The organism is Prosthecodimorpha staleyi (assembly GCF_018729455.1).
In the GTDB taxonomy this organism is placed as follows: Bacteria; Pseudomonadota; Alphaproteobacteria; order Rhizobiales; family Ancalomicrobiaceae; genus Prosthecodimorpha; species Prosthecodimorpha staleyi.
This window is the reverse complement of the sequence record NZ_JAHHZF010000003.1, coordinates 304,173-324,957: the sequence shown is the minus strand read 5'-3', so window position 1 is coordinate 324,957 and position 20,785 is coordinate 304,173. Positions and strand designations below refer to the sequence as shown.

General features: G+C 68.2%; 17 protein-coding genes. All 17 read right to left on the bottom strand.

The annotated features are described in order from the left end of the window. Positions 1 to 61: 61 nt before the first annotated feature. Positions 62 to 406: a cupin domain-containing protein gene (locus KL771_RS07465; protein WP_261967917.1), complete on the bottom strand. Its 345-nt coding sequence runs from the start codon at positions 404 to 406 to the stop codon at positions 62 to 64. 145 nt (positions 407 to 551) lie between these two features. After that, positions 552 to 1,304: a 2-dehydro-3-deoxy-D-gluconate 5-dehydrogenase KduD gene (gene kduD, locus KL771_RS07460; protein ID WP_261967916.1), complete on the bottom strand. Its 753-nt coding sequence runs from the start codon at positions 1,302 to 1,304 to the stop codon at positions 552 to 554. A gap of 25 nt (positions 1,305 to 1,329) precedes the next feature. Then, positions 1,330 to 2,160, bottom strand: a complete 831-nt coding sequence (kduI, locus tag KL771_RS07455; protein WP_261967915.1) for a 5-dehydro-4-deoxy-D-glucuronate isomerase — start codon at positions 2,158 to 2,160, stop codon at positions 1,330 to 1,332. A gap of 112 nt (positions 2,161 to 2,272) precedes the next feature. Beyond that, entirely contained in the window at positions 2,273 to 3,721 is a 1,449-nt protein-coding gene (locus tag KL771_RS07450) for a pyridoxal phosphate-dependent decarboxylase family protein (RefSeq protein ID WP_261967914.1), read from the bottom strand. Positions 3,722 to 3,786: 65 nt separating this feature from the next. Further along, a complete protein-coding gene (locus KL771_RS07445) occupies positions 3,787 to 4,773 on the bottom strand; it encodes a dipeptide ABC transporter ATP-binding protein (protein ID WP_261967913.1) in 987 nt (328 codons plus the stop codon). Continuing rightward, the gene (locus tag KL771_RS07440) at positions 4,770 to 5,795 is read right to left on the bottom strand and encodes an ABC transporter ATP-binding protein (RefSeq protein ID WP_261967912.1); all 1,026 of its coding nucleotides are present in this window, start codon (positions 5,793 to 5,795) and stop codon (positions 4,770 to 4,772) included. The genes KL771_RS07445 and KL771_RS07440 overlap by 4 nt, the downstream gene beginning before the upstream one ends. 58 nt (positions 5,796 to 5,853) lie before the next feature. Beyond that, on the bottom strand, positions 5,854 to 6,432 hold the full coding sequence (locus KL771_RS07435) for a hypothetical protein (RefSeq protein WP_261967911.1): 579 nt from the start codon (positions 6,430 to 6,432) through the stop codon (positions 5,854 to 5,856). A gap of 2 nt (positions 6,433 to 6,434) precedes the next feature. After that, positions 6,435 to 7,349, bottom strand: a complete 915-nt coding sequence (locus tag KL771_RS07430; RefSeq protein ID WP_261967910.1) for an ABC transporter permease subunit — start codon at positions 7,347 to 7,349, stop codon at positions 6,435 to 6,437. Continuing rightward, positions 7,339 to 8,352, bottom strand: coding sequence for an ABC transporter permease subunit (locus KL771_RS07425; RefSeq protein WP_261967909.1), 1,014 nt, complete (start codon positions 8,350 to 8,352; stop codon positions 7,339 to 7,341). The genes KL771_RS07430 and KL771_RS07425 overlap by 11 nt, the downstream gene beginning before the upstream one ends. 201 nt (positions 8,353 to 8,553) lie before the next feature. Further along, positions 8,554 to 10,152 carry an ABC transporter substrate-binding protein gene (locus tag KL771_RS07420; protein WP_261967908.1) on the bottom strand — a complete coding sequence of 533 codons (1,599 nt, stop codon included), beginning with the start codon at positions 10,150 to 10,152 and terminating at the stop codon, positions 8,554 to 8,556. A gap of 328 nt (positions 10,153 to 10,480) precedes the next feature. Beyond that, positions 10,481 to 12,928, bottom strand: coding sequence for a GcvT family protein (locus KL771_RS07415; RefSeq protein WP_261967907.1), 2,448 nt, complete (start codon positions 12,926 to 12,928; stop codon positions 10,481 to 10,483). Beyond that, positions 12,925 to 13,809 (bottom strand): choline kinase family protein, encoded by an 885-nt coding sequence (locus KL771_RS07410; RefSeq protein ID WP_261967906.1) that lies wholly within the window; start codon positions 13,807 to 13,809, stop codon positions 12,925 to 12,927. The genes KL771_RS07415 and KL771_RS07410 overlap by 4 nt, the downstream gene beginning before the upstream one ends. Before the next feature lie 118 nt (positions 13,810 to 13,927). Next, positions 13,928 to 15,103, bottom strand: coding sequence for an iron-containing alcohol dehydrogenase (locus KL771_RS07405; RefSeq protein WP_261967905.1), 1,176 nt, complete (start codon positions 15,101 to 15,103; stop codon positions 13,928 to 13,930). Positions 15,104 to 15,156: 53 nt separating this feature from the next. Then, positions 15,157 to 16,554: an aldehyde dehydrogenase family protein gene (locus KL771_RS07400; protein ID WP_261967904.1), complete on the bottom strand. Its 1,398-nt coding sequence runs from the start codon at positions 16,552 to 16,554 to the stop codon at positions 15,157 to 15,159. A gap of 109 nt (positions 16,555 to 16,663) precedes the next feature. Further along, positions 16,664 to 18,031, bottom strand: a complete 1,368-nt coding sequence (locus tag KL771_RS07395; RefSeq protein WP_261967903.1) for a glutamine synthetase family protein — start codon at positions 18,029 to 18,031, stop codon at positions 16,664 to 16,666. Between the two features lie 104 nt (positions 18,032 to 18,135). Continuing rightward, positions 18,136 to 19,722 (bottom strand): amino acid permease, encoded by a 1,587-nt coding sequence (locus KL771_RS07390; RefSeq protein ID WP_261967902.1) that lies wholly within the window; start codon positions 19,720 to 19,722, stop codon positions 18,136 to 18,138. 92 nt (positions 19,723 to 19,814) lie between these two features. Beyond that, positions 19,815 to 20,603: an N-formylglutamate amidohydrolase gene (locus KL771_RS07385; protein WP_261967901.1), complete on the bottom strand. Its 789-nt coding sequence runs from the start codon at positions 20,601 to 20,603 to the stop codon at positions 19,815 to 19,817. Positions 20,604 to 20,785: the final 182 nt, after the last annotated feature.

The following is a 20,785-nucleotide window of genomic DNA, read 5'->3' as shown; positions in this document are numbered from 1 at the left end:
AGCCGGGGTGCCGACGGGCGGGGGACGGGTCGAACCGGCCCCTTCTGTCCCCCTCAGGCGATCAAAGAAAATCTTCCCGCGCCGGCGTGAACACGTCGACCAGCACGCCGGGTTCCAGCGCAACGGCGCCGTGGACCAGGTCCGGGGAGACGAAATAGACGTCGCCCGGACCGAGTTCGGCCGTCTGACCGTCGATGGTCAGTTCGAACCGGCCGGACTGGACATAGCTCGCCTGCCGGTGCGGATGGCTGTGCAGCGCACCGATGGCGCCTTTCTCGAAAGCGACCTCGACCACCATCAGATGATCGTCGAAACACAGGATGCGCCGCCTCACGCCGGCGCCCAGATCCTGCCAGGCGATTTCGGCCGCCTTGCCGAAAGGCGCCGCCTTGTCGACCGTCACCATGTCGTCTCCCTTCAGAGCAAGACCCGGCCGGAGCGACAGGCTCCGATCGGAAATGGCTTGCGCAAGTCAAAGCTGGCGCAAGCAAAGTCATGTGCAAGCAACGGCATGCCGAACGGCATCAGACCCGGCGAGGTCGCCTGTCGCCTCAGCGCGCGAGCCAGCCGCCGTCGACCGGCAGGCAGGTTCCGTGGACATAGTCGGAGGCAGCCGAGGCCAGGAAGACCGCGGCACCGGCGAGATCGGCCGGCTCGCCCCAGCGCCCGGCCGGAATGCGCGCCGAGATCTCGGCATTGCGGGTGGCGTCGGCGCGGATCGCGGCGGTGTTGTCGGTGACCATGTAGCCGGGTGCGATCGCATTGACGTTGATGTGGTGCTTCGCCCATTCGTTGGCCATGATCCGGGCGAGGCCGAGGAGCCCGCTCTTGGCCGCCGTATAGGCCGGCACGCGGATGCCGCCCTGATAGGACAGCATCGAGGCGATGTGGATGATCTTGCCCGGCTGCCCGGCGGCGACGCAATGGCGGGCGAAAGCCTGCGACAGGAAGAAGATCGACTTCAGGTTCAGGTCGATGACCGCGTCCCAGTCGCTCTCGGTGAAGTCGAGCGAATCCGCCCGCCGGATCATGCCGGCATTGTTGATCAGGATGTCGGCCCGCCCGAAAGCCGCGACGGCCTCGCGGATCGTGTCGCCGGCATCCGCGCTGGCGAGGTCGGCCGCGATGGCGCAATAGCGGCGCCCGGCGGCCTCGACGCCGGCGGCGGTCGCCGACTGGTCCGACCGGGCGATGCCGACGATGTCGGCACCCGCCTCCGCGAGACCCTGCGCCATGCCGCGGCCGAGCCCGGTCGAGGCGCCGGTGACGATGGCCACGCGGCCGGAAAGATCGAACAGCTTCACGGCGATCGCCCTCTTGTGCGGCGGGTCAGCGCAGGTCCTGCGGCTTGACCATGTCCATGTCGGTGAATTCCTGGTTCTCGCCGGCCATCGCCCAGATGAAGGAATAGTTGCGCGTGCCCGAGCCCATGTGGATCGACCAGGACGGCGAGATCACCGCCTGCTCGTTGCCGAGCACCAGATGCCGCGTCTCGTCCGGCTTGCCCATATAATGGAAGACGCGGCCGTCCTCGCCGAGCCCGAAATAGAGATAGGCCTCCATGCGCCGTTCGTGGGTATGGCACGGATAGGTATTCCAGACGCTGCCCTCATAGAGATCGGTCTGGCCCATGCACAGCTGGCAGGTCTCGATCACATCCGGATGCAGATACTGGCGCAGCTGGCGCTTGTTGGCGTCGCGCACCGTGCCGAGTTCCAGCGTGCGCGCATCGGCCTTGCGGATCGCCCGGGTCGGGCAGGCGCGGTGCGCCGGCACGCTGACCAGATAGAACTTGGCCGGATCGGCCGGGTCCGGACTTTCGAAGGCGACGTCCCTGGCGCCCTTGCCGATATAGAGCGCGTCGGCCTCGACGAGATCGTAGGCGGTGCCGTCGACGGTGATCCGGCCGGTGCCGGCGATCACGAAGATGCCGGCCTCGCGCCGGTCGAAGAAGCCGAGGCCGCCGAACATCGCGCCGCCCTCGGGCCGGAGCGGTGCGCCGACCGGCATCAGGCCGGCCACGACCATGCGGTCGTCGTGGCAGTAGGTCATCCGGATCGCGCCGGGCGCGAAGACGCCGTCGATCAGATAGCGCGCCCGGAGCGTCGCGGTGTCGTAGGCCGGATAGTCGGCCGCGTGGGTCGAATAGCGGATGTCCATGGCGTCCCGGCCTCGTCCTGTCGCTGCCCGGCGCTTCGCGGCCGGTGCCGTTCTATAGCAGCTTGTATGATGACACGACAAGTTGGCAGTGATGCACCGATGGAGCGATCCGTCACCCCTCCCGGCCGATCCGGGCCGCCAGTTCGCGGGCCACGTCCAGGACCATGAGCACGTCGGCGCGGGTGGTGTCAGTCTGGCCGACCTGGACGCGGATGACGAAGCGGTTCTGGTGGCGGGTCTGGGTCAGGTAGATGCGGCCGTCGGCGTTGATCGCCTCGATGAGGTCCGTGTTCAGCCGGTCGAGCGCGGCGGCGTCGCCGTCGAAGCCGCGCGGGCGGTAGCGGAAGCTGAACAGGGCCAGGACCGGCGTCGAGGTCAGTTCGAAATCCGGGTCGGCGTCGACCAGGCCGGCCAGTTCGCGCGCCCAGGCGACATGGTCGCGGATCTTGGCGCGCAGCGCCTCGACGCCGTAGTGGCGGATCACGAACCACAGCTTCAGCGCCCGGAAGCGGCGGCCGAGCGGCACCGACCATTCGTTGTAGTCGGTGACGCCGGCGATCTCGTTGTCGCCGAGCCCGAGGGTGCGCAAATAGGCCGGCCGCAGCCCGAGCGTATAGGTCAGGGCTTTGGGATCCTTCACGAAATGGGCCGAGCAGTCGAAATTCGTGAAGAGCCACTTGTGCGGATTGAAGACGAAGCTGTCGGCCGCCTCCGCGCCGCGCATGAAATGGCGGAATTCCGGGCAGATCATCGCCGAGCCGGCCCAGGCGGCATCGACATGCAGGAAGATGCCGTGCCGGCGCGCCACATCGGCGACGCGGGCGATGTCGTCGACCGCGCCGACCGAGGTGCCGCCGAGACACGCGACGATCAGGAACGGCGTCATGCCGGCGGCCTTGTCTTCGCGGATCTGCTCGTCGAGGGCGGCGACATCCAGGCTGCAGAGCGGGCCGGCCGTGGGCAGCTTGACGAGATTCTGGTGGCCGATGCCGGCCATCCGGATCGCCTTGTCGACCGAGGAATGCGCCTCCGCCGAACAATAGGCCCGGAGCGGTGTCGCGCCGAACAGGCCGACCGTGTTGCCGAGATACGAGAGCGCGCGCTCGCGGGCGGTCAACACGGCCGCAAAAGTCGCGCTGGTCGCCGAATCCTGGATCACGCCGGCGAAGCTCGGCGGCAGGCCGATCATGCCGCGCAGCCATTCCATCATGCGCGCTTCAAGCTCGGTCGCCGCCGGCGAGGTCTGCCACAGCATGCATTGCGCCGCCATCGCGGCGGTCACGAACTCGGCGACCACCGCCGGCGGGCTGGAATTGGCCGGAAAATAGGCGAAGAAGCGCGGATGCTGCCAATGCGTCATGCCGGGCAGGATGGTCCGGTCCAGATCGGCGAAGATCGCCTCCATGGGCTCGCCCTGGAGCGGCGGCTCGGCCGGGATCGCCTGGTGGATCGCGCCGGGCGCGGTCTGGGCGCGCACCGGGCGCTCGCGCACGGTGGCGAGATAGTCGACCGCCCAATCGGCGGCGCGGCGCGCCCATTGGCGGAAATCGAACGGCAGCATCGGGAGTTTCACTCGGATTGCGGGGGCGTCCCCCTTTGCGGGGGCGTCCCTCTCTGTCGGAGGCGTCACCCTACCGGAGCCGGAGCGGTCGCGAAACAGGCGGCCTGATGGACGACGCCCTCCAGTTCGGGTCGCTCGCGGCGGCAGCGGTCGAAGACCAGCGGGCAGCGCGGGTTGAAGACGCAGCCGGGCGGCGGCGAGAAGGGCGACGGCAGTTCGCCCTTCAGGATGATGCGCTCCTTGCGGGCGGTCGGATCGGCGACCGGGGTCGCGGACAGCAGCGCCCGCGTATAGGGGTGGCGCGGATCGGCGAAGATCGCGTCGCGCGGGCCATATTCGGCGACGCGGCCGAGATACATCACCAGCACGTCGTCGGCGATGTGGCGCACGACCGACAGGTCGTGGCTGATGAACACATAGGCGAGGCCGAACTCGGTCTGCAGATCAGAGATCAGGTTCAGAACCTGGGCGCGCACCGAGACGTCCAGCGCCGACACGGGCTCGTCGAGCACCAGGATCTTCGGCCTGAGCATCAGGGCGCGCGCGATAGCGATGCGCTGGCGCTGGCCGCCGGAGAACATGTGCGGATAGCGGCGGGCATGTTCCCGGCGCAAGCCGACCCGTTCGAGCATGTCGAGCGCGGCCGCCCGGCGCTCGTCCGACGATCCGCCCATGCCGTTGACGAGCAGCGGCTCCTCCAGCGTGTCGGCGATGGTCTGGCGCGGATTGAGCGAGCCGTAGGGGTTCTGGAACACCATCTGCACCTTGCGGCGCAAGGCCTTCAGGGTCGCGCCGGTCGAGCCAGTCACGTCGATGCCGTCGATGGCGAGGCGGCCGTCGGTCGGCGTCTCGATCAGCGTCAGCATGCGGCCGAGCGTCGACTTGCCGGACCCGGATTCGCCGACCACCGCCAGCGTCTTGCCCGGCCGGACCGAGAAGGAGATGCCGGCGACCGCCTTCACGTCGGCGGTCGGGGCGAACATGCCGCGGCTGACCTGATAGGTCCGGTGCAGGTCGCGGGCTTCGAGGACGGGCGCGTCGGGCGCGGTCATGCGGAGACCTTTCCGGGCTCGGCGAAGGCAACGCCCTTCGGCAGGTTCTGGGGCGTGGGCAGGCCGCCGACCAGCGGCGTGTGGCAGAGCGCAAAGCCGAGGTCGGCCCGTGCCCGGACCGGCGGCGTGGTGCGGCAGGCCTCGAAGGCGAAGCCGCAGCGCGGCGCGAACAGGCAACCGGGCGGCCGGTCGAACTGGCCGGGCACCATGCCGGGGATCGAGGGCAGGCGTCGCTCGCGGGCCCGCTCGGGCAGGGCGGCGAGGAGCGCGTTGGTATAGGGGTGGTGCGGATCGGCGAAGAGAGCGCGCGTCGTCGCCTCCTCGACCTGCTGGCCGGCATACTGGACGACGACCCGCTCGGAGGTCTCCGCGACCACGCCCATGTCGTGGGTGATCAGGACGAGGCCCATGCCGGTCTTGTCGCGCAGCGAGACCAGGAGATCGAGGATCTGCGCCTGGATGGTGACGTCGAGCGCCGTCGTCGGCTCGTCGGCGATCAGGAGCTTGGGCGAGCAGGCGATCGCGATGGCGATCATGACGCGCTGGCTCATGCCGCCCGACAATTGATGCGGAAAGGCGGCGAGACGGCTCTCGGGCTCCGGGATGCCGACCTGGGCCAGCAGTTCGATCGACCGGCGCTTGCGTTCGCCGCGGCCGAGGCCGAGATGTGTGGCGAGGCTCTCGCCGAGCTGGAAGCCGACCGTGAAGCAGGGATTGAGCGAGGTCATCGGCTCCTGGAAGATCATCGCGACATCCTTGCCGATGATCCGTCGTCGCTCCGACGAGGTCAGCTTCAGAAGATCGCGCCCCTCGAAGGTCATCCGGTCGGCCGTGACCCGCGCGGTCTTGGGCAGGAGCCCCATCACGGCCAGCATGGCGACCGACTTGCCGGAGCCCGATTCCCCGACGATGGCGACGATCTCGCGCGGATTGACCGTCAGCGAGATGCGGTCGACGGCCCGGAACAGGCCGGATCGCGTCTCGAACTCGACGGTGAGGTTCTCGATCTCGAGAAGGGGCATGGAACGAGCCTCGGTTAGCGACTATATTGAGATCGAAAGGCGGGCCGGGACGGTCCGCTCATGCGAGGTGGCTGTCATGGCTGGTCCGATCCGTCCGTTCGTTGATCGTATCTGAACCCGGCACGCGGCGTTTCCGACCGAGGTCGGCGCCGAACCGGATCGCGCTGGCCATTTCGATCGCGGTCAGCGCCGCCAGACCGGCGGCCTGCTGCTCCCTCAGGAGCGCACCCAGGTTTCTCATGTATTTGCGCTTCTCGTCGGGCGTCTGCTGCTGAAACAGCGGATGCCGGGTGTCGTTGGTGTAGATGTTCGAGCGCATGGCCAGCTTGTAGTAGAGCACCACTTCGTGCGCGACCTCGACCGGGAGGAGGGAGAGGTCCGACTTGATCGATTCGAACACGAAATCGGTCTCGTCGGCCGGCGCGAAGGGCGTCTCGTTTTCTTCGGCGTAGCGGGCTTCCTCGTCGTCGGTCTGCAGTGACGCCGCGGCCGTCCCGGCGACGATCTCGGCGTGGAGCGCCGTCAGCAGGTCCAGCGTCCGGTCGTGCCGTCGCCGCATCTCCAGGACCCGATCCAGCACCTTGGACAGGATCAGGACCAGGAGCGCGCCGAGCATGCCGACGACGGCCGCCTCCATCCTCAGCTCCGCTTCAGCTTCGGGTCGAGCGCGTCGCGCAGGCCGTCGCCCATCAGGTTGATGGAGACGACGGTGATCAGGATGGCGAGACCCGGCAGGGTCACGATCCAGGGATCGGAGCGGATGAATTCGCGGCTGTCGGCCAGCATCGAGCCCCATTCGGGCGTCGGCGGCTGCGCGCCGAGACCGAGGAAGCCGAGGGCGGCGGCCTCCAGGATGGCGTCGGAGACGCCGAGGGCGGCCTGCACGATCAGCGGTGCGATGCAGTTCGGCAGCACGGTCACGAACATCAGCCGCAGACGGCCGGCGCCGACGACGCGGGCGGCGGTGACATAGTCCTTGCCGATTTCGGACAGGGCCGAGGCGCGCACCAGGCGGACATAGCGAGGCAGGTAGACGATGGTCACCGCCCAGATGGTGTTGGGCAGGCTCGGGCCGAGCACGGCGACGACCAGGATGCACAACACCAGGCTCGGCACGGCGATGATCAGGTCCATCACACGCATGATCACGCTGTCGACCGTGCCGCCCGCGAAGGCCGCGACGAGGCCGAGGCAGACGCCGATCACCACCGAAACGACCATCACCGACAGGCCGATGAACAGCGAGATGCGCGCGCCGTGGATCAGCCGGGACAGCGTGTCGCGGCCGAGCGCGTCGGTGCCGAGCGGAAAGCGCCAGTTACCGGCATCGTCCCAGACCGGCGGCAGCTTGGTGAAGTCGCGGAACTGTTCGATCGGCGAATAGGGCGCGATGAAATCGGCGAAAAGGGCGGTCAGCGCGATCAGCGCCAGCACGACCATGCCGAAGACCGCGCCGCGATTCTCCGTGAAGGAGGACCAGAATTCCGCGAGCGGGCTCTGGGGCGCCGCGGGCCGGGCGGCGGCGCCGGCGGGGGCAGCGGTGTCAGCGGGCATGGCGGAGCCTCGGGTTGATGGCGCCATACATCACGTCGACCAGCAGGTTGACCATGATGACGATGGACGAGATCAGCATGATGCCGCCCTGCAGGGCCGGGTAGTCGCGCCGGGCGATCGATTCGATCAGCCACTTGCCGACGCCGGGCCAGGAGAAGATCGTTTCGGTCAGCACGGCGCCTGCGAGCAGGGTCCCGATCTGTAGGCCGATCGAGGTCACTACCGGGATCATGGCGTTCCGGAGCGCGTGCAGGCCGATCACCCGGAACGGCGACAGGCCCTTGGCGCGGGCGGTGCGGACATAGTCCTCCGACAGCACCTCCAGCATGGAGGATCGCGTGATGCGCGCGATCACGGCCAGCGGGATGGTGCCGAGCACGATGGTCGGCAGGATCAGGTGCTGCACGGCGTCCTGGAAGGCGCCCTCCTGGCCGGACAGGATGCTGTCGATCAGCATGAAGCCGGTCACGCTGTCGAAGTAGAACTTGATCGGGTCGAGCCGGCCGGAGACCGGGGTCAGCCCCCAGCGCTCGGACACGAGCATGATCAGGAGGAGGCCCCACCAGAAGATCGGCATCGAGAAGCCGATCACCGAGGCGCCCATGACGCCGTGGTCGAACGGGCCGCCGCGCTTGACGGCGGCGATGACCCCGGCCGGCACGCCGATCAGCACGGCGAACAGCATGGCGCAGAGCGACAGTTCGATCGTGGCGGGAAACAGGACCGAGAACTCGGTCAGGACCTTCTCGGAGGTGACCAGCGAGGTGCCGAAATCGCCGTGCAGCAGACCGGCGACATAGTCGACGAACTGCTTCCAGATCGGCTGGTCGAGCCCCATCTCGTGGCGCAGCTGCGCCAGCCGTTCGGGCGCAATGCCGCGCTCGCCGGTGCGGACCTCGACCGGATCACCCGGCACCAGCCGGATCATCACGAAGGTCACGAACATCAGCGCCACGAAGGTCGGCAAGGTCAGCGCCAGGCGGCGCAGGAAATACTTGATCATGCACGGCTCCGGCGGCCGGGGCTGGGATGGCGTCGGCGAGCCGCGGCGGCCCGCACGGGGCTGCGTCGCGGTTCCCTCGATCGGCGTCTTCGGTCGGAAAGCAAGATTCGGTCCGCCGTCCGCTCCGGCGGGGTCCCGTATCGAAAGAGGCCGGCAGGGTCGCCCCCGCCGGCCTCCCTCATGCATCGGGCGGGATCGGGATCAGTTCAGTTCCACGCCGTAGAATTCATGCCGGCCGAAGGGCGAGATCTTCCAGCCCTTCACTTCCTTGCGCACCGGCTCGTAGACCACCGAATGGGCGATGGTCATGTCCGGGGCCTCTTCCTTCATGATCGCCTGCATTTCCTCGTAGAGCTTGGTGCGCTCCTTCACGTCGGAAATGCCGCGCGCCTTGGTCAGGCGATCCTCGAACTCCTTGTTGCACCACTTGGTCAGGTTCTGACCGCCCGGGCGGGCGCCGGTGCAGCCGCGCAGGAAGAAGAAGTTGTCCGGATCGCCGTTGTCGCCGGTCCAACCGAGCTGGCCGGTCAGGTGCTCGCCCTGCTGCATGCGCTTGCGATACTCGCCCCATTCGTAGGAGACCAGCTTGGCGTTGATGCCGAGCTTGGCGAGATCGGATTGCATCATCTCGGCGATGCGCTTGGCGTTCGGATTGTACGGACGCTGAACCGGCATCCACCACAGGTCGATCTCGAGCGGCGTCTTGACGCCGGCCGCCTCCAGCATGGCCTTGGCCTTGGCCGGATCGAACGGATAGTCCTTCACGCTGTCGTTATAGGACCAGATAGTCGGCGGGATCAGGTTCTTCGCGGCCTGGCCGGCGCCCTGGTACACGTCGCGGATGATGGCGGCCTTGTCGATCGCCATGTTGAAGGCCTGGCGGACTTCCTTCTTGTCGAAGGGCGCCTTCTGGGTGTTGAAGGCCCAGTAGGCGATGTTCAGGCCCGGCTGGTTCAAGAGCTGGAGATTGGCGTCCTTCTTGATCTCCTCAAGATCGGCCGGCCGCGGCGCGATCATGACCTGGCACTCGTTCTTCTTCAGCTTGGCGAGGCGGGCGGTCGGATCGGGCGTGATGGCGAAGACGAGATCGTCGATCTTGGACTTGCCGCCCCAATAGGCATCGAAGGCCTTGTAGCGGATCACCGCGTCCTTCTGGTAGGCGACGAACTGGAACGGCCCGGTGCCGACCGGGATCTGGTCGAGCTGCTCGAGCTTGCCGGCCTTCTGCAGCATGTCGGCATATTCGGCCGAATGGATCGTGCCGAAGTCCATGGCGAGGTTCGCCATGATCGGCGCGTTGGCCTCCTTGAGCTTCATGACGACGGTGTAGTCGTCCTTCTTCTCGATCGACTCGAGCAGCTTCGGCATGTCCATGTCGTCGAAGTAGTCGTATTTGCCGCCCGAGGTCTTGTGGTAGGGATGATCATCCTTCCACTGGCGATTGAACGACCACAGCACGTCGTCGGCGTTGAAGTCGCGGGTCGGCTTGAAGCCGTTCACGCCGGAATGGAACTTGACGCCCTTGCGCAGATTGAAGGTGATCGTCTTGCCATCCTCGGAGACGGCCCACTTCTCGGCGAGGCCGCCGACCACGGTCGTGGTGCCGCGCTCGAACTCGACGAGCTGGTTGTAGACCGGACGGGCCGCGTCGAAGGAGGTGCCGGTCGTGTTGAGAGCCGGGGTGAAGTTCTCCGGGCTGCCTTCCGAGCAATAGACCAGGGTCTTCGCGCTGGCCGCGGTACCGCCCAGCATGGCGGCGGCAAACAGGGCCAGTACGCCTGTTTTCAGGACTGACTTCATGGAACGGCTCTCCCTCGCTCGAAGCTCGATGGTCGCGGACCGGTCGCTTGCAACGCCGTCCGGACGGATTCCTGGCGGGCGGGGCGCCCGCCGCGTCTATGCCGGGGATGCATGGCACCCCCGTCTGATCGGATGATCAAATCCCAACCGGACAAGCTGCGCAATGGGGTCCGGGATCGATTTCAGCAGGAAAGCACGGGTATCGGTGCAGGCACTTTCCATACAAGGGATGAAATCGGGAATTTCATTCCCCGAATGGCGGCATCGGCCGCCCGCCTTTCTTCCCCACCTTGAATTGGCTCCAGTCCGAAGGCGATCCGCGCCTTAATCATGCGCGGATTCTGATTCCGGTCGGATCGTAGGGCGGCTCCAGGAACGCCTCTGCCGGCACCCGCTCGCCGGCGACGTCCAGTTCGTAGCGGCCCGAAAGAACAAAATCGCGGTCGACGCCTTCCGCCCGCCGGACATAGCCGTAGCCGAGCGCGCGTCCGACCGTGTGGCCGAAGCCGCCGCTGGCGAGCCAGCCGACGCGCTCCCCGTCGCGGTAGATCGTCTCCCGGCCGAGCAGCGTGACGGTGGGATCGGCCGAGAAGCCGGCGAGCAGACGCGGCAGCGGCGTGGCCGCCTGGGCCTCCAGGGCCGCGCGGCCGAGGAACGGGATGGCACTCTTCAGCTTGACGAAGCCGCCGAGGCCGGCGACCAGCGGCGAGTGATCCGGCCCGATCTCCGCCCCCCAGGCGCGGTATCCCTTCTCCAGCCGGAGCGTCTCGATCGCCCGGTAGCCGGCATCGGCGAGGCCGTAGGGGTCGCCGGCAAAATGCAGCGCATCGTAGAGGGTGGCGGCGAATTCGACCGGCACATGCAGTTCCCAGCCGAGTTCGCCGACATAGGTGACGCGCAGCGCCAGCACCGGACAGCCGGCCACCGAGAGCCGCCTGGCGCGTCCGAACGGGAAGGCGGCGTGGGAGATGTCGTCCCGGGTCAGCGTCTCCAGGATGGCGCGCGACAGCGGCCCCATCAGCACCAGCACGGCCTGGGCCGAGGTCACGTCGATCAGCCGGGCGTCGAGCCCGTCCGGGATGTTGCCGGCGATCCAGTGGAAATCGTGGGTGGCGAAGCCGGTGCCGGTGACGATCAGGTAGCGGTCGGCCGCCAGCCGGGTGACGGTCACATCGGCCTCGATGCCGCCGCGGGCATTCAGCATCTGGGTATAGACGATGCGGCCGGCCGGCTTGGCGACATCGTTGGCGCAGATCCAGGACAGCGCGGCCTCGGCATCGGGGCCGACCAGCTCGAACTTGGCGAAGCTGGTCTGGTCGAACAGAACCGCGCTGTCGCGCGCCGCCTTGTGTTCGCGCGCCACCGCGGCGAACCAGTTCGGGCGCTCGAAGGAATAGCGGTCGACCGGCTCCTCGTTGGCGGCCGCATCGGCGAACCAGTTCGGACGCTCCCAGCCGAGCTTCTCGCCGAAACAGGCACCGGCCTGTTTCAGGCGGTCGTAGAGCGGCGAGCGGCGCAACGGTCGGCCGGCCTCGGGCTCCTCGGACGGCCAGGCCATCGTGTAGTGGCGGCCATAGGCCTCCATGGTCCGGGTGCGCAGCCAGTCGAGATCGTGATGGTTGCGGCCGAAGCGGCGGATGTCGACGGTCCACAGGTCGAAGGGCGGCGTGCCGGTGGCGACCCATTCGGCCAGCGCCATGCCGGCGCCGCCGCCGGACGCGATGCCGAAGGCGTTGAAGCCGGCACCGACGAAAACGTTCTTCACCTCCGGCGCCTCGCCGAGGATGAAGTTGCCGTCCGGCGTGAAGCTCTCCGGCCCGTTGATCATCTGCTTGATGCCGGCCTCGGCGAGCGCCGGCACGCGGCCGAGCGCCAGTTCCATGATCGGCTCGAAATGATCGAAATCCGGCTGCAGCAGCTGGAACTCGAACGGCGAGGGCGGCGGATCGACGTCCCAGAGCTTCGGGTTGGGCTCGTAGCCGCCCATCACCAGCCCGCCGACCTCCTCCTTCCAGTAGGTCAGCCGGTCGGGATCGCGCAGCGTCGGCAGGGTCGGGGTCACGCCGGCAATGCGCTCGGTGATGACATACTGATGCTGGATCGAGACCAGAGGCACGTTGACGCCGGCCATGCGGCCGACCGCGCGCGCCCACTGGCCGGCGCAGATGACCACCTTCTCGCAGGCGATGCGGCCCTGGTCGGTCTCAACGGCGACGACCCGGCCATTCTCGACCGCGATCCCGGTGACGGCGACACCCTCGCGGATGGTCACGCCGGCCATGCGGGCGCCCTTGGCGAGGGCTGCGGAGATGTCGGAGGGCGAGGCCTGGCCGTCGGTCGGCAGGAAGGCGGCGCCGACCACGTCGTCGACCTGCATCAGGGGCCAGAGCTCCTGCGCCTCCTTCGGCGAGATGACATGCATGTCGAGGCCGAAGGAGCGTGCCGTGGTCGCCTGGCGCTTGACCTCGATCATCCGTTCCGGCCGGCAGGCGAGGCGGAGCCCGCCATTGCGCTTCCAGCCGGTCGCCTGGCCGGTCTCGGCCTCCAGGCGGTTGTAGAGATCGACCGAATAGCCGAGCAGCCGGGTGATGTTGGCGGATGTCCGGAGCTGGCCGACCAGACCGGCGGCGTGCCAGGTCGATCCGGAGGTGAGCCGGCCGCGTTCCAGCAGGATCACGTCGGTCTGGCCCATCCGCCCGAGATGCAGGGCGGTGGAACAGCCGACGATGCCGCCGCCGATGATGACGATCTTGGCCGAGGAGGGGAGGTCGGTCATGCGGACTCCATGGCGGCGAAGGCCGCGCGGGCGATCTCGTAGCGGGCGAAATTCTCGGCCGTGTAGGCGGCGTAGTCGAAGTCGAGCGTGCTGGCGATCTCGGAGACCATGCTCCAGAGCGTTTCGCGCAGCAGCGAGGCGGCCGTCATGGCGGCGAAGCGGTAGGCGAGGGCGTCGTCGAGCGGACGCTCGAAATAGGCCTCGATCAGCGCCCGGCACGCTTCGGGAGCGAGCTCGGAATTCGAGGCGAGGCCGCCCAGATCGAACAGCGGCGAGTTGAAGCCAGCATAGTCCCAGTCGACCAGCCAGAGCCGGTTTCCGTCGTCGATGACATTGGCGGCGAGCAGGTCGTTGTGGCCGAAGATCAGGTCGACCGGCCCGACAGCGAGCTCGAACCGGTCGGCATCGGCCATCAGCCCGGGCAGCGCCGCGGCATGCCGGCTGCCGGCCTCGCGCAGCGTGTGTGCGTAGTCGCGCAGGACATGGAACACCCAGAACAAAGGCGCCGGACCGCGCAGCGCCTTCGGGATCCCGGTATGGGCGCGGCGGACGAGATCGACGAGGCGCGGCAGGTTGGCCGGATCGCGCACGTCCTCAGGTCTGAAGGTGCGGCCGTCGATGAAACCGACCACCAGGGCGCCCGGCTCGACATGGAAGACCGGCGGCGAGACGCCGATCTCGGCGGCGGCCCGGCTGGCGGCGAGCTCGTTGCGGCGCAGGATGCCGTGATGGGGAATGTCGCCGCCGATGCGCACGACATAGCGCGCGCCGCGATCCTCGACGACGAAATTGGCGTTGGTCATGCCGCCGGAGAGCGGGCGTGGGCTGACCGGGCCCGACCAGCAGGCGAGCGACGCGGCGCGGGCTGCGAGGTCGGTCATGCGGTGCGGCGCTCCGGTGCTGACAGAAGCCAAGAGGGCAGGGGGGCGACCCGTGCGGGCGAGGGGGCGGACGAGAAGAGGGGGCGGCGGTGCCTCGTCGGGCCGCCGCCCGGCGCGATCAGTCGATCTTGCTCTTCACGTCGCCCTGGATGGCGTTCTCGAAGATCTCGAGCGCGCCGGCCTTGTCGAGCGGGATCGGGTTGCCGCCGGCGGTCGGGTCGACGATGGCCATTTCGGCGATCAGGTCGGCCTTGGCGTCGTCGACCTTGAGGCCGGCCAGCGTGTGCGGCACGCCGATCTCTTCGCGCAGCTCCAGCACCCAGTCCATCACGGCGGCGAAGTTGCCGCGCTCCAGGTCGAGCCAGCGGGCGAGCCGCTCCATCTTGTCCTTGATGGCCTTCTTGTTGAAGAACAGCACGTAGGGCATGAACACGGCATTGGTCATGCCGTGATGGGTGTCGTAGAGCGCGCCGACCGGATGGCTCAGGGCATGGATGCCGCCGAGGCCCTTCTGGAAGGCGGTCGCCCCCATGGCGGCGGCCGACATCATGTGGGCGCGGGCTTCCAGATCGGTGCCGTCCTTGACGGCGCGCGGCAGGTACTCCTTGACCAGCCGCATGCCCTCGACCGCGATGCCCTCGGCCATCGGGTGATAGCCCGGCGCGCAATAGGCCTCCAGGCAATGGGCGAGCGCGTCCATGCCGGTGCCGGCGGTCAGGAAGGCCGGCAGGCCGACGGTCAGTTCCGGATCGCAGATGGTGACGATCGGCATCATCTTCGGATGGAAGATGACCTTCTTGGTGTGCGACGCCTCGTTGGTGATGACGCCGGCGCGACCGACCTCCGAGCCGGTGCCGGCCGTGGTCGGCACGGCGACGACCGGTGCGATGCCGGCCGGATCGGCGCGGGTGTACCAGTCGCCGATATCCTCGAAGTCCCACATCGGCCGGGTCTGGCCGGTCATGAAGGCGATGACCTTGCCGGCGTCGAGCGCCGAGCCGCCGCCGAAGGCGATCACGCCGTCATGGCCGCCGGCCTTGTAGGCGGCGACGCCGGCGGCGATGTTGGATTCGACCGGGTTCGGCTTCACGTCGGAGAAGACCAGGGCCGGGCGGCCGGCCGCGGCGAGGCCGTCGAGCACCTTGGCGAGCATCGGCAGCCGGGCGATGCCCGGATCGGTGACCAGCAGCGGACGGGCGATGCCGGCGACGGCGAGCGCATCGGCAAGCTCGGCGATGCGGCCGGCGCCGAAGCGGATGGCGGTCGGGTAGTTCCAGTTGGCGCGGAGCGTCATGGGCGTCTCTTCGAAAAGGGGGAGGTTCGGCCGCCGGGCCGGCGGCCGTCAGCTCAGTTCGTGGTCAGGCGCAGGTGGTAGCTCTTCGGGCGGGTCAAGGCGTCGTAGCCGATCGCCGACAGGGCGGCGCCGTGGCCGGTATCCTTGACGCCGGTCCAGACCAGGCCCGGATCGAGATAGTCGCAGCGGTTCATGTAGACCGTGCCGGTCTCGACCTCCGCGCCGACGCGCTTGGCGGCGGCCGCGTCCTCGGTCCAGATCGAGGCGGTCAGGCCGTAGGGGCTGTCGTTCATCAGCCCGATCGCCTCGGCGTCGTCCTTGACCTTCATGATGCCGACGACCGGGCCGAAGCTCTCCTCCGTCATCACGCTCATGGTGTGGCCGACCCCGGTCAGCACCTGCGGCGCCAGATAGGGCGAGCCGTCGCGGTTTTCCGGGAAGGTCTTCGGATCGAGATGCGCGGTGGCCCCGGCGGCGATCGCCTCGGCGGTCTGGCGGCGGACCACGTCGGCGAGGTTGGTGCGCGCCATCGGGCCGAGGGTGGTGTCAGCGGAGAGCGGGCTGCCGAGCACGTATTTCGCGGTCAGGTCGACGAAGCCCTGCACGAAGCCGTCATAGAGGCTCTCGTGGACATAGATGCGCTCGATGCCGCAGCAGCATTGTCCGGAATTGAAGAAGGCGCCGTCGACCAGGTTCTCGACCGCGAAGGGCAGGTTGGCGTCGGCCATCACATAGGCCGGGTCCTTGCCGCCGAGCTCCAGGCCGCAGGTCGTGAAGGTGCCGGCGCAGGCGCGCTCGATGGCGCGGCCGGCCGGGACCGAGCCGGTGAAGGCGACATGGTTGACGTGGCCGCCCGCGATAATCCCGATGGTCTGGTCGTGCGACAGGACGAGGTGCTGGAACAGGCCGGCCGGCAGGCCGATCCGGTCGAAGGCCTCCTGGAAGCGGTCGCCGACCAGGAGCGTCTGCGCGGCATGCTTCAGGATCACCGCATTGCCGGCGATCAGCGCCGGGACGACCGAGTTGACGGTCGTCAGATAGGGATAGTTCCACGGGGCGATGGTGAAGACGATGCCGAGTGGATCGCGCGTGACGTAGCGCTCGAAGCCGGGGCGCACGTCCTTCGGCAGCACCGGGGCGAGCGCTTCCTCGGCGATGCCGACCATGTAGGTGGTGCGCTCCTCGACACCGCGCAGCTCGCCCTGGCCGTAGCGGATCGGGCGGCCCATCTGCCAGGCGAGTTCCTCGCCGATCCGGTTGCCCATCGCCTTCATGGCCTCGACCAGCCCGCCGACGAGGCGGGCGCGCTCGCCGACCGGGACCCGGCGCCAGGCCTTCTGGGCGGCGCGGGCGCGGGCGAGCGCCGCGTCGATCTCGCTCGGCGTGGCGACGGGGCGGTCGACATAGAGGCTGCCGTCGACGGGGGAGATGCACTGGATTCTGGCGGACATGTCGGAACCTCGATGGTCTTCGCAAGGGGCCGGGCGGGGGAGGCCGGCGCGAAGCGGCGTGGCGGAGGGGCGGCCCGAAGGCCGCGCCCCAGGGCGGCGACGGGATCGATCAGATGATCTCGAAGTAGCGCTCCATCTCCCAATCGGTGATGGCGCGGCGGAACTCGCGCTCTTCCCATTCGCGCGTGGCGGCATAATGGTCGACGAAGGTGTCGCCGAACAGCGAGCGGGCGGCCTTCGAGGCCTTCAGGCGCTGGGCCGAATCCCACAGCGTGCGCGGCAGCTGGCGCTTGGCCGGGTGCTTCTTCGCATAGGAATTGCCGACCACCGGCGCATCCGGCTCGATCCGGTTCTCGATGCCCCACAGGCCGGCGCCGATCGCGGCGGCGAGCGCGATATAGGGATTGATGTCGGCGGCGGCGATGCGGAACTCGACGCGCTGCGACTTCTCCGAGCCCGGTATGGCGCGCAGCGCGCAGGTGCGGTTCTCGACGCCCCAGGTGGCGTCGGTCGGCGCCCAGAAGCCAGGGATCAGGCGGGTGTAGCTGTTGACCGTGCAGGCCACCATCGCGAGCAGTTCAGGGAGCAGGGCCTGCTGGCCGCCGATCCACCAGCGCATGGTGTCGGAAATGCCGTGCGGCTTGGAGGGGTCGTGGAACACGCCCTTGCCGTCCTTGGTCAGCGAGCAGTGGATATGGCCGGACTGGCCGGGCCAGTCCTTCGACCACTTGGCCATGAAGGTCGCCATCCAGCCGCGCCGCTGGGCGAGGATCTTGGTGTAGGTCTTGAAGAGTGCGGCCTTGTCGGCGGCCGCCAGCGCGCTGTCGACCCGGATCGCGGCTTCGAGCACGCCCGGGCCGGTCTCGGTGTGCAGGCCCTCGATCTCGAAATCCATCAGCCGGGCGGTGTCGAGCAGTTCCTGATAGAATTCGGCATGCACGCTCGAGCGCAGCATGGAATAGCCGTAGAAGCCCGGCGTGATGTTTGTCAGGTTCTTGTATTTCTTCTCGCGCACCGAATGCGGCGTCTCGTCGAAGACGAAGAACTCGAACTCGACCGCGCTCATCACGCCGTAGCCGTGGCTCGCGGCGCGGTCGAGCACCCGGCGCAGCGTGCCGCGCGGGCAGGCCGCCTCGTGGGCGCCGGCGAATTCGGCCAGGAACAGCGGCACGTTCTCCTCGAAGGGAATCGTGCGCATGGACTGCGGCACGACGCGCACCTCGGCGTCCGGATAGGCGGTGTGCCAGCCGGTCAGGGTGACGTTGTCGTAGAGTTGGTCGTTGGAATCCCAGCCGAGCACCACGTCGCAGAAGCCGAAGCCTTTCTCCAGCGCCGACAGGAACTTGTCGCGCGCCATGTACTTGCCGCGCATGATCCCGTCCGTGTCGAAGACCCCGACCTTGACGTAGGGAATGTCGCGTTCGCGGATGTAGCGGGCGGCGTCTTCGGCGGTCCGGATCGGGCTCGTCTCGGTCATGGTCGTCTCGGGTTCGCTGCCGACGGCGGGCGTCGGATGGGACGGTCAAGGGTCGGAGGCGGAGGGACGGGGGCGAACCCGTCCCGCGCAAGGTCGGGTCAGGCTCAGATCTCGCCCACGGCCTTCTCGGCTTCCCGTATGTCGCGCTGCCGCTTGGCGATCATGTCGCCGATCGGCGGGCCCTGGAAGCGCTTGTTCTCGAAGGCGATCCACACGATCGCGGTCAGCAGCAGGAAGCCGACGGTGATGTAGAGCGCCCAGTCGTTCGGCGGCTGGATGCCGATCACGAAGATCGCCACCATGGCCACGACCGACAGGAAGGCGACGATGCGGAACAGGAAGCCGCCCATGTTCCACGGTCCCGGCTTCGGCCACTTCGCCGTGCCGTAGACCACCATGCCGAGCGCGATCGGAATGGTGAAGGAGATGAACAGGAAGATGACCGTGCAGGACACCACGATCGTATAGGCCGAGGAACCGGCGATGGTGACCAGCGAGGCGCCCCAGACGAACAGGACCGCCAGGAGCGAGCCGGTCCAGATCGCAGCCACCGGCGTGCGATGGGCCGGGCTGACCTTCGAAAGCAATCCGGAGGCCGGCAGGCCGCCGTCGCGGGCGAAGGCGAAGATCATGCGCGACACCGAGGTGACGGTCGCCAGGCCGCACAGGAACTGGGCGACGAAGATGGCGATGTAGAGCGCCTTGGCGACCATCGGGTGGGTGGCCGAATCCATGGTCCAGAAGAAGACGTTCCAGCCCTGCTTGGCGGCCTCGTTCATGTCGGGAATCGCGAGCACGAAGGCGCACAGCATCAGGTAGCCGAACAGGAACGACCACCAGACCGACGAGACGATGCCGGCCGGCACCGAATGGGCGGCCTTCTGGGTCTCTTCCGAAGTATGCGCGGAGGCGTCGTAGCCGGTGATCGTATAGATCGGCAGCAGCAGGCCGAGCGCGAAGACGTACCAGACGTTGTCGCCCTTCGGCCAGACCGGCGCATCGCCTTCCGGCAGTCCGGAATAGTTGGTGAAGGTGAACAGGCGCTGGAGGTCCCAGGTCTTGACGCCGAACAGCAGCACGACCGTCAGCACGATCGCCGTGGCGAAGATCAGGTAGCCGGAGAAGTCGGTCAGCTTGGCGGTCAGGCGGATGCCGAAATGGTTGATCAGCGCCTGCACGAAGGTGATCGCCGCCACGAAGACGATCTGGTTGCGGAAACCGGCCGAGGTCGTCGTATCGGTGACGATGTCGAACCAGGGCGCGATCGAGCCGGCGAAGAAGCCCCAGGTGCCGGTGTTGATGGCGCCGAGCACGGTGACCAGGCCGAGCAGATTGAGCCAGGCGGTGACCCAGCCGGTGAAGCGGTTGCCGAGGATCGAACCCCAGTGATAGAGGCCGCCGGCCGTCGGATAGGCCGAAGCGATCTGCGCCATCGCCAGGGCGAAGACGCCGGAGATCAGGCAGCCGAGCGGCCAGCCGTAGCCGATCGCCGCGCCGCCGGCGCCCGAGGTCGCCTGGGCCAGCGAATTGATGCCGCCGGACAGGATGCAGATGATCGAGAAGGAGATGGCGAAGTTGGAGAAGCGGCTCATCCGCCGTTCCAGTTCCTGGGCATAGCCCATGGAATGGAGGATGTGCACGTCTTCCTTCTTGTCGCGATCGGAATATTGGTCCGCGTCCAGGCTGCTCATGAAATTGACCCCCGTGTCGATTGGCTCCGAATGTGCTTCCCTGCACTTCCTCCGTCAGGCGTCCCGCTCCCTTGTCGAGGGCGGGACCCGCTTCATGCGCCCGGCGACGCCCCAAGGGCCTCGTCGAGAGCGGCGGCGAGGCGGTCGCCCCAGCGGCGTTCCTCCTCGTCGGTGGTGGCGAGGTCGTTGCGGACCTCGATCATGATGGTCGCCAGGCCGCGGACGGTGCCGTGCCGGTCGAGCGTATGATAGACGCGGTCGGCCGGGGCATAGGGCTCGTTGTCGCCGACGACGAGCCCCGGTTCGCGCTTCAGGATCGCGATCACGCGATCGGCCAGCGCATCGCCGGGGTGATGGACGATCCCGACATGCCAGGGCCGTGCCACGCCGCGCATCACGGGCGTGAAGGTATGCACCGCGCAGAGCGAGACGGCGCCGGACTGCGCCGGGCGCCGGGCGAGCGCCGTCTCGATGGCCTCGTGATAGGGCGTGTAGGCTTCCGCCACACGGCGGTCGCGCTCGGCCGCATCGACCGTCGCATTGCCCGGAACCGGCGTCGTCTCGCCGATCGCGACGATCGAATCCGGGTCGCTCGGCAGGCGGTTGCAGTCGATCACCAGGCGCGACACGGTCGACAGCACCAGGGCCGCATCGAGCCGTTCGGCCATCCGGCGGGCGATGCCGCGGGCGCCCGGGTCCCAGGCGAAATGCCGGGTCAGGTCGGCGGCGCCGAGGCCGAGCGTGCCGTAGCGGGCGGGCAGGCGGTTGGAGGCGTGATCGCAGAGGAGCAGCCAGCGTCCGGCACCCTCGGGGCGCTCGATCACCGCAGCCGCGCCGCCGCGCTCCGAAATGTCCAGGTCCGCGGGTTCGGCTTCCGTCACGCGCCTCTCCGATCCGATGTGCACACGGGTCCGATATCCGGACGGGTCCGATGTCCAGGCCGGCCGGCGCGCGGACATGAAAGGTCCGTCCGGCCGCACGAGGCAGCCCGGCCCCGCAGCCCTCCGGCACGGTCGCATCGGCATCGCATCCTGGAACCCCGATCCCTGCAGGGCTGTATTAT